The 6,874-nt window shown below is 72.7% G+C and carries 8 protein-coding genes; 1 reads left to right on the plus strand and 7 read right to left on the minus strand.

From position 1 onward, the window contains the following. Window positions 1–11 precede the first annotated feature (11 nt). The 4 genes from P1P70_RS04200 to P1P70_RS04215 form a co-directional block, all read right to left on the minus strand. Window positions 12–1,022, minus strand: coding sequence for an acyl-CoA desaturase (locus P1P70_RS04200; protein WP_319234680.1), 1,011 nt, complete (start codon window positions 1,020–1,022; stop codon window positions 12–14). Between the two features lie 337 nt (window positions 1,023–1,359). Further along, complete coding sequence (locus tag P1P70_RS04205) at window positions 1,360–1,995, minus strand: DUF5994 family protein (protein ID WP_319234681.1); 636 nt, start codon at window positions 1,993–1,995, stop codon at window positions 1,360–1,362. Between the two features lie 63 nt (window positions 1,996–2,058). Next, entirely contained in the window at window positions 2,059–2,460 is a 402-nt protein-coding gene (locus P1P70_RS04210; protein WP_319234682.1) for a hypothetical protein, read from the minus strand. Window positions 2,461–2,495: 35 nt separating this feature from the next. Next, a complete protein-coding gene (locus tag P1P70_RS04215; RefSeq protein WP_319234691.1) occupies window positions 2,496–2,798 on the minus strand; it encodes a hypothetical protein in 303 nt (100 codons plus the stop codon). A 698-nt stretch (window positions 2,799–3,496) separates the two neighbouring features. On the opposite strand from P1P70_RS04215, the gene P1P70_RS04220 reads away from it, so the two are divergent. After that, window positions 3,497–4,030, plus strand: coding sequence for a hypothetical protein (locus P1P70_RS04220; RefSeq protein ID WP_319234684.1), 534 nt, complete (start codon window positions 3,497–3,499; stop codon window positions 4,028–4,030). 41 nt (window positions 4,031–4,071) lie between these two features. Here P1P70_RS04220 and P1P70_RS04225 read toward each other — a convergent pair whose 3' ends face one another. From P1P70_RS04225 to P1P70_RS04235, 3 genes are all read right to left on the minus strand, one after another. Then, window positions 4,072–5,787 (minus strand): SpoIIE family protein phosphatase, encoded by a 1,716-nt coding sequence (locus tag P1P70_RS04225; RefSeq protein ID WP_319234687.1) that lies wholly within the window; start codon window positions 5,785–5,787, stop codon window positions 4,072–4,074. Window positions 5,788–6,151: 364 nt separating this feature from the next. Continuing rightward, window positions 6,152–6,307 carry a DUF6131 family protein gene (locus tag P1P70_RS04230; RefSeq protein WP_234379775.1) on the minus strand — a complete coding sequence of 52 codons (156 nt, stop codon included), beginning with the start codon at window positions 6,305–6,307 and terminating at the stop codon, window positions 6,152–6,154. A gap of 73 nt (window positions 6,308–6,380) precedes the next feature. Further along, window positions 6,381–6,874, minus strand: a 494-nt coding sequence (locus P1P70_RS04235; RefSeq protein WP_319234688.1) for a transposase, incomplete at its 5' end; no start/stop codon positions are given.

A 6,874-nucleotide genomic window follows, 5' to 3' on the forward strand; every position in this document is an offset into this window, starting at 1 on the left:
GTTGGTTCGGGTCAGGCGCGGCGGGCGGCGAGTCGGTCCGGCGCGGGCCGGCGCACGTCGTGCACCCAGCCGAGGCGTTCGAGGAGGCGGATGACGGCGGCCGACGGGTCGATCTGGCCCCGGTCGACGCCGTGCCGAGCGCTGGTGGGGTCGGCGTGGTGGAGGTTGTGCCGGCTCTCGCCGAAGGAGAGCAGGGCCAGCGGCCACACGTTGGTGGCCCGGTCGTGGCGCCGGGTACGGAAGGGGCGCTTGCCCGGCACACGGCACAGGGAGTTGACGCTCCACGTCACGTGGTGGAGCAGGGCGATGCGGACGAGCCCTGCCCACAGCGCGGCGGTCAGCGCGTGGACCCAGGTGCCGCCGATCGCCCAGCCGATCGCGAACGGCAGCGCGAGCGTGAGGACGCACAAGGCCGGGAAGGCGCGGGCGACAGCGCGTATGTCGCGGTCGGCCGGCAGGTCGGGGGCGTACCGATCGGCGGGCGTGGGGTCGTTGCGGAACAGCCGGCCGACGTGCGCGTCCAGCAGTCCGCGCAACTGGCCGCGCAGCTGGGTGCCGTAGCGGTACGGGGAGTGCGGGTCGCCGGGCCGGTCAGTGAAGGCGTGGTGGCGGCGGTGCGTGGCGACCCAGCTGATCACGTCGCCCTGGAAGCTCATCGACCCGGCCACCGCCAGCGCGATGCGCACCGGCCGGACCGCCCGGTAGCCGCCGTGGGTCAGGCCGCGGTGGAAGCCGACGGTGACGCCGAGGCCCGTGACCGCGTAGAACACCAGCGCGAGGACGATGTCTGCGGGATGGATGAGGCTTCCCCACAGCCACCAGCCCGCCGCGCCGAGCGCCAGGAACGGCAGGACGACGATCGCCGCCGTCACCGCCACGTACACGCGCTCGGCGCCGCCGCGGGCGGGCGCTGGGCCGTCGGACGGGAAGGGCACCGTTCCGTCGTAGGCATGAGTCGGGCGGGCGGGATCCGGCGGGGCCTCTGCCGGTGAGGGAACGGTGGCGGAAGAATCGAACGGCATGATGGGGCTCCTCGGCCTCGGTGAGAGAAGTTCCTCTACCGGGCCGAGACGAGAAGCCGGGGGAGGCGCGGCCGGTGCTCGGCTGCCGTGGTGACGTGGAGGGGCGCTGTCAGGTGAGGCCACGCTCTCCTGCGTCGCTGGTGGGTGGGGTGGCGTTCCGGCTGCGTGCTGCGTGCCGGTCGCCTGCGGATACGCGGTGCCACGACCTCTGTGTCGAGGGCGGGCGGCAAAGGCTGCGATGACGCGAAACCTGTCCGGGCGATGAACCGTCGGTGTCGTGGTGTGCCGGGAGTGAAAGCCGGTCCGTCACCGGTGTGCGTCGTGCCCTCCTGTCCCTTCAGCGTACCCGGCGGAAAGTGAAAAGGGGGTCACGGACCGTAACAGTTGTGGGAGGGAGAGAGCGTGGGGCCGAGGGGCGCCTCAGCGCTCCGCCCTCGTCTTCCCAGTGCTCCGTCTGCCCCGGCTCGCGTTCGGCCTCGGCCTCGTCCTCGGCGTGGAGGCGTCGCTCGGCCAGGAGCTCGCTCGCAGTGAGGTGGAGCGCGGGGTCGGCTGCCGCGGCCATGAGCCGCGCGGCCGTGGCGGTATCGGTCCGGGGCGGGACGACGAGCAGATCCCAGCGTCCGACGCCGTACGAGAAGAGCCGGATCATGTGCGGGTCGAAACCGGCCGCGAACCACGCGGCCTTCACCGTGTGCCCGGTCACCTGCAGGTCGCAGGGCGCCGCCGGCCAGGTGTCGCGGTGGGACGCCATGCGCGACACGCGTCCTCGCGTCGCGTCGAACGCCTCGGTGAGCGCGGGCAGTTCGGTCATCAGGTCGTCGGTACGGGGCCACCAGGCGCCGCACACCGGACCGGGCGGGAAGGTCGGCGGGCGCAGGGCGAGCCGGGCAGGGAGCGGTGAGGTGCGTTGCGGGCGGGCCGGGGCGCGGTCGTCGGCCCTGGGCGGTGGGCCTGGGCCGGTGGGCGGGTTCATGGTCGCGGTTCCTGTCCTCGGGCGGCCGTCGTACGACGGCCGGTGCTGCGGTGGGGCCGGGGGTCAGCCCGGCTCGTCGGTGTGGGCGCGCCGTGCCTGGGTGTGGCTGGTGGTCAGCCAGGGCGACTCGGCGGAGGGCTCGTCGGCGACGTGCCCGGTGTCGACGGTGAGATGGAGCAGGGTGTCGCGCCCGTCGGGGCCCGCGGGGTAGCTGCGCGGCTCGTCGCAGCGGAAGTGCCGGCGCAGCAGCTGCGCCACCCGTTGGGCGATGTCGGGGTCGGCGGCGATGATGCGGACCTCCGCGAGTCCGCCTACGGGGGGATCGCCGTCTCCGCCCACGGGGGCATCACTGTGCGCGGTCTCGTACGTCGGTGGATCCTCGCCTGTGCCGTGTGTGCTGCCGGTGCCGGTGCCGGTGCCGGTGCCGGTACTGGTGCCGTGGCTGGGGCGAGGCGACGCGTGCATGGATGTGACCTCTGTCCTGTGGGGGCATCTCGGCCTCAACGCCCTGCGAGATTCTGCTTGTTGTGCGTGGTCCGGGCCCGGTGGCGGCGCGGTCGGAAGCGTCCCCGGCCGCCGTCGCGATGGTCACGACGCTCCTGCGCGGCGGACGGGGCGGAGTCCGGTGGGGGCGGCGCGGTGTTGTCGGCGGCGCGGTCGGCGGAGGCTGGGCGGCCGGGAAGGAAGCGGCTGTAGGAGTGCGAGGCGATCCTCTCGCCGTGTGCGGAGTTGAGCCGGTGGATCACGTACGCTCCGCCGGCGATGAGCACGAGGAACGCGGCGATGGTGAGGACGATGTCCATGGTGGTCACGGCCTGACGGGTAGTCGAACGCGAGAAGCGCTCGGGAGAAGCGGACTCGCCGTTCCACGGGGGCGTGAAGTCCGTGGCGCAGTGGTGCCGGTGGTGCCCGTGGTGCCGGTGGTGCTGGTGGTGAAGAGCAGCAGTACGGCCCTGCACGGGTCGGGCTCTGGCCACGCGTCGGCGGTGGGGAACGTGTCGAAGGCCGAGGCCATCGCGCTGACCTGTCTCCGGAAACCGCCGCGCTGTGCGGGGCTTCCGGCGAAGTGTCTCGCCGAGGACGAGACCGGCGCGGAAGCCGGTGTGCGACATGCCCTCGGTACGTCCACCGTACTCCCGCGCGCCCCCCGTCCGACGGGGAGCGGACGCACCGCCGTACCCACCTCGGCGTTCCAGGTCACCGTCGGTCCACAAGGGGGCGCGGCCCCGGGAGTACGGTTGAAGACACCGAGGGCATGTCGCACACCGGCTCCGACACCGGTGCCGCTCTCGGCGACCGACGACGCCGGGCCGGATCCGCCCGTGCCCGGGGCAGGGTTTGCCTCATGATCGTGAACGTGCCGGTTCCGCCGACGACCACGGAGCTCCTTGGGCGGCTCGTCGGCCCGGACCGGCGCGGTGCGGGTACGGGTACGGGGAAGCCCAGCCCGTCAAGGCCGGAACGAGGCTCCTCGCCGCGAGAGGGGCAACGTGTCCGTCCGTTGTCCCGGCGTCAGATCGAGGACCATCTGCAGGAACTGGGCGATCTGTACGCGGAGACGTCCGGCGGCGGCCCCTGGGCGTGGAACCAGGCCCGCGGCGACTTCCTGCGGCGGCTTGCGGCCGACGTACGGCGACCGGGATTCGAGTTGCTGGTCGCGGAGACCACAGCGCTGACGGGATGCGCCTACGGTTTCCCCGTGCGCGGCGACGGTCCCTGGTGGGAGGGCTTCGACGGATACCTTCCGGGGCGGCTGCTCCGGCTCGCCGCCTCCGGACGCCTCTTCGTGATCTCCGGGATCCACGTCCCGTCCCGCGTACGCAGGCAGAACCAGGACCGTGCCTGGAACCTCGCCCGGCGCCTGCAGAAACGGCTGCTCACCGACCACGGTGCCGCCGTCGGCGTCACGCTGGTGAACCGTTCCGACCACAGGACCGTCGAGGCGCTGCGGTCCTGGGGGTGGCGGTACATCGAAGGCGACACACCCCGGACGGCCCCGCTCGGCCCGTTCCGCGTCCTGGTCCTCGAAACCTGAGCGCCTGAGAGCCTGAGCACCACGTCCCGCGTCGACGGCTCTCACGGTGACGGCAGGCGCAGGGCGAGGAGGGCCACGTCGTCGGTGCTGCCGGGCGGCATGCGAGCGGGCAGCTGGTCGCACAGGGTGTCCAGCGGTTCGTGGGCGAGAGCGAGGGCGTGGCGGCGCAGACGGGCGAGGCCGGTGTCCAGGTCGCTGCCGGGGATCTCGATCAGGCCGTCGGTGTAGAGCAGCAGGGTGGAACCCGGCGGCAGGGACTGTACGGCGCTCGGCCGGCTGCCGCCGGTGCCCGGAGGGGCACCGAGGAGGAGTCCCTGTCCCGCTTCGAGGTACTGCGCCTGTCCGTCCACCGTCAGCAGGAGAGGCGGCGGATGCCCCGCGCTGGTCCACCGCAGCGTCCACGGACCGGCGTGCGGATCGCCTTCGAGTACGCCGAGGACGAGGGTGGCCATGGGGACGCTGGTGATGGCGGGCATGGCGTCGTCGAGGCGGTCGACGACGGCGCCGGGCGGGCCGCTGTGGTCCCAGGCCAGTGAGCGCAGGATGCCGTGCAGTTGCGCCATGCCGGCCGCCGCGGTCAGGTCGTGGCCCACGACGTCGCCGATGACCAGCGCGAGCGTGCCGTCCTTCCGCTCGAACGCGTCGTACCAGTCGCCACCGACCTGGGAGCCGGCCGGGGCGGGCTGGTAGCGGGCGGCCAGCCGCAGCCGGCCGGGCTGGGGCAGTGGGGCGAGGAGGTTGCGCTGCATGGCCTCGGCGACGGCGCGCTGGCGGCCGAAGCGGCGGGCGTTGTCGATGACCAGGCCGACCCGACGGCCGATGTCGCTCACCACTGTCAGGTCGTCGGCGTCGAAGGGGTGCGCCCGGTCCGTGCGCACCAGCGTCAGGGCGCCGGTGACCTGCCGCCCGGAGCCCAGCGGCACCGTGACGGCGGACGCCGCGCCGGCGGCCCGCAGGAAGCCGCTGTGGACGGCGGCCAGGGCAGAGGAGGCCGGTGCGGCCACGTCCGCCTCGCGCTGCAGGACGGGATCACCGCCGTTCAGCACCTGGACCAGAGGGGAGCGGTCCTCCTCCCCGGCCTCGGGAAGGCGCTCGCGCCAGTCCTCCTGCGCGGCGTCCCGGCCCTCGGGACCCGTCACCGCCACACGGTGGACCTGGCCGGAACCGACCCGGAGGTCCACCGCGGCCCAGTCGGCGAGGCGGGGAACCAGCAGGCGGCCCAGCCGGGCGAGGGCCTCATCGGTCTCCAGAGTCTGACCGAGCACGTCGGTGATCTCCGCGACCAGCGTCAGCCGCTCGGTGAGGTCCTCCAGAGCACGTGTATAGGCCGCACGCTCCCGACGCGCGCTGCGGTCGCCGGCGGTGTCGGTGACCAGCACGGCCATGCCCATGAAGGCGCCGTCGACCGTCAGGGGAGAAGCGGACCAGGAGATCGCCACCAGGCGACCGTCACCGCGCAGACAGATGTCGCCCTCCCCCCGTGTCTCGGTCCTCGCGGCCACGGCCCGCAGCAGCGGGCACCGCTCCCGGGGGATCGTGCCGCCGTCCGCGTCCCGGTGCAGCAGGTCGTGAGCGTCCTCTCCGCGCATCGCCGCAGCGGAGCGGCCCAGTAGCCGCTCGGCTGTCGGGTTGGCCGCGAGGACACGTCCGGCCGGATCCGTCACGATCAGGGCTGTACCCAGCTGCTCGACGACCTGCCGCCAGAAACCCGGCTCGGCCGCCGACCACCACCGCCCCTCATCTCCCACATCCTCCACAACGCCGCCCCTCCAGTCATGGAAACCCTCGCCGAAGACCGCGGGGGCATCGGCAGACCGACACACCGGTCGATCGATGGTTCCCCGACTTGGCTCGATCAACTCGGCGACCTTGCCTCCGGCCCATGGTGTACGACGCGTACGGGTAGTGGTCGTCGCCGAGCCGGTCGGCGGCGGGTCGGCGGCGTACGGCAGCCTTCGCGTACGAACTGCTCCGGCGTGGGCGGAGCCGGTCCGGACGGCACACGCGCCGGTGCGGGACCGGGCGCGGCGGCGCCCGGCCCTGTCAGGAAGGCCATGCGTTGCCTCGGGGCGGGGCCTCCGCCCCTTGCCCTGCGAGCCTTGGCGGTGCGGTTCCTGGCGGTCACCAGTAGTGACGTCGGCCGGCGACGGCGTGACCCATCGCGCCGAGGACCCACAGGATCGCTCCGACGGCTACCAGGATGATCCCGATGGTCCACAGGATGGATATGCCGGCGATGAGGCCGATGACGAGCAGAATGATGCCCAGGATGATCATGACGCCTCCCCTGGGGAGTAGTTCCGGTTCCACTTTGAATCCTCCCCTCCCTGAAGGGAAGGGGATTCCTGGCTCAGGCAGCCTCCCGGAGCAGCGCTCCAGGAGGTCTTGCGCCATCAGCGCCAGCCGGGTTGAGACCTGCCCGGACGAGCATGACGCGGGCGGAGTTCTTGTCCCTGGGGGACACGTTTCCGCACGCGGTGCAGGTGTAGGTGCGCTCACCCAGCGGCATTGCGTGCTTGGCTCTCGCATCGCAGTGCGCGCAGTCCATCGTGGTGTAAGCGGGGTGGACGAGGCGGATGTCCCGCCCGTGCTTGCGGCTCATCTCGATCAGAGCGGTCTTGGTGGCGCCGATGGCGGCGTCGGCGGCTTTGCGGGCCATGGTCGTCCTGGCCAGGAACTTGGGGCGGAAGTCCTCGACGGCGATGGCGTCGTGGTCGTGGACCACCTTCTTGGCCCACTTGCGAGCGGTGTCCTCTCGCTGCCTGGCGACCTTCTTGTGCGCCTTCGCCCGCAGTTTCTTCGCCTCGCGGTAGCCCTTCGACCCGGGCTTCCCCTTCTCAGGCC

The sequence above is a fragment of the Streptomyces sp. MB09-02B genome (assembly GCF_033794485.1).
In the GTDB taxonomy this organism is placed as follows: Bacteria; Actinomycetota; Actinomycetes; order Streptomycetales; family Streptomycetaceae; genus Streptomyces.

Bases quoted from the DNA above. Each gene is read 5' to 3' on its own strand.
- P1P70_RS04200 (WP_319234680.1), bottom strand. From the start codon at position 1,022: ATGCCGTTCGATTCTTCCGCCACCGTTCCCTCACCGGCAGAGGCCCCG.
- P1P70_RS04205 (WP_319234681.1), bottom strand. From the start codon at position 1,995: ATGAACCCGCCCACCGGCCCAGGCCCACCGCCCAGGGCCGACGACCGC.
- P1P70_RS04210 (WP_319234682.1), bottom strand. From the start codon at position 2,460: ATGCACGCGTCGCCTCGCCCCAGCCACGGCACCAGTACCGGCACCGGC.
- P1P70_RS04215 (WP_319234691.1), bottom strand. From the start codon at position 2,798: ATGGACATCGTCCTCACCATCGCCGCGTTCCTCGTGCTCATCGCCGGC.
- P1P70_RS04230 (WP_234379775.1), bottom strand. From the start codon at position 6,307: ATGATCATCCTGGGCATCATTCTGCTCGTCATCGGCCTCATCGCCGGC.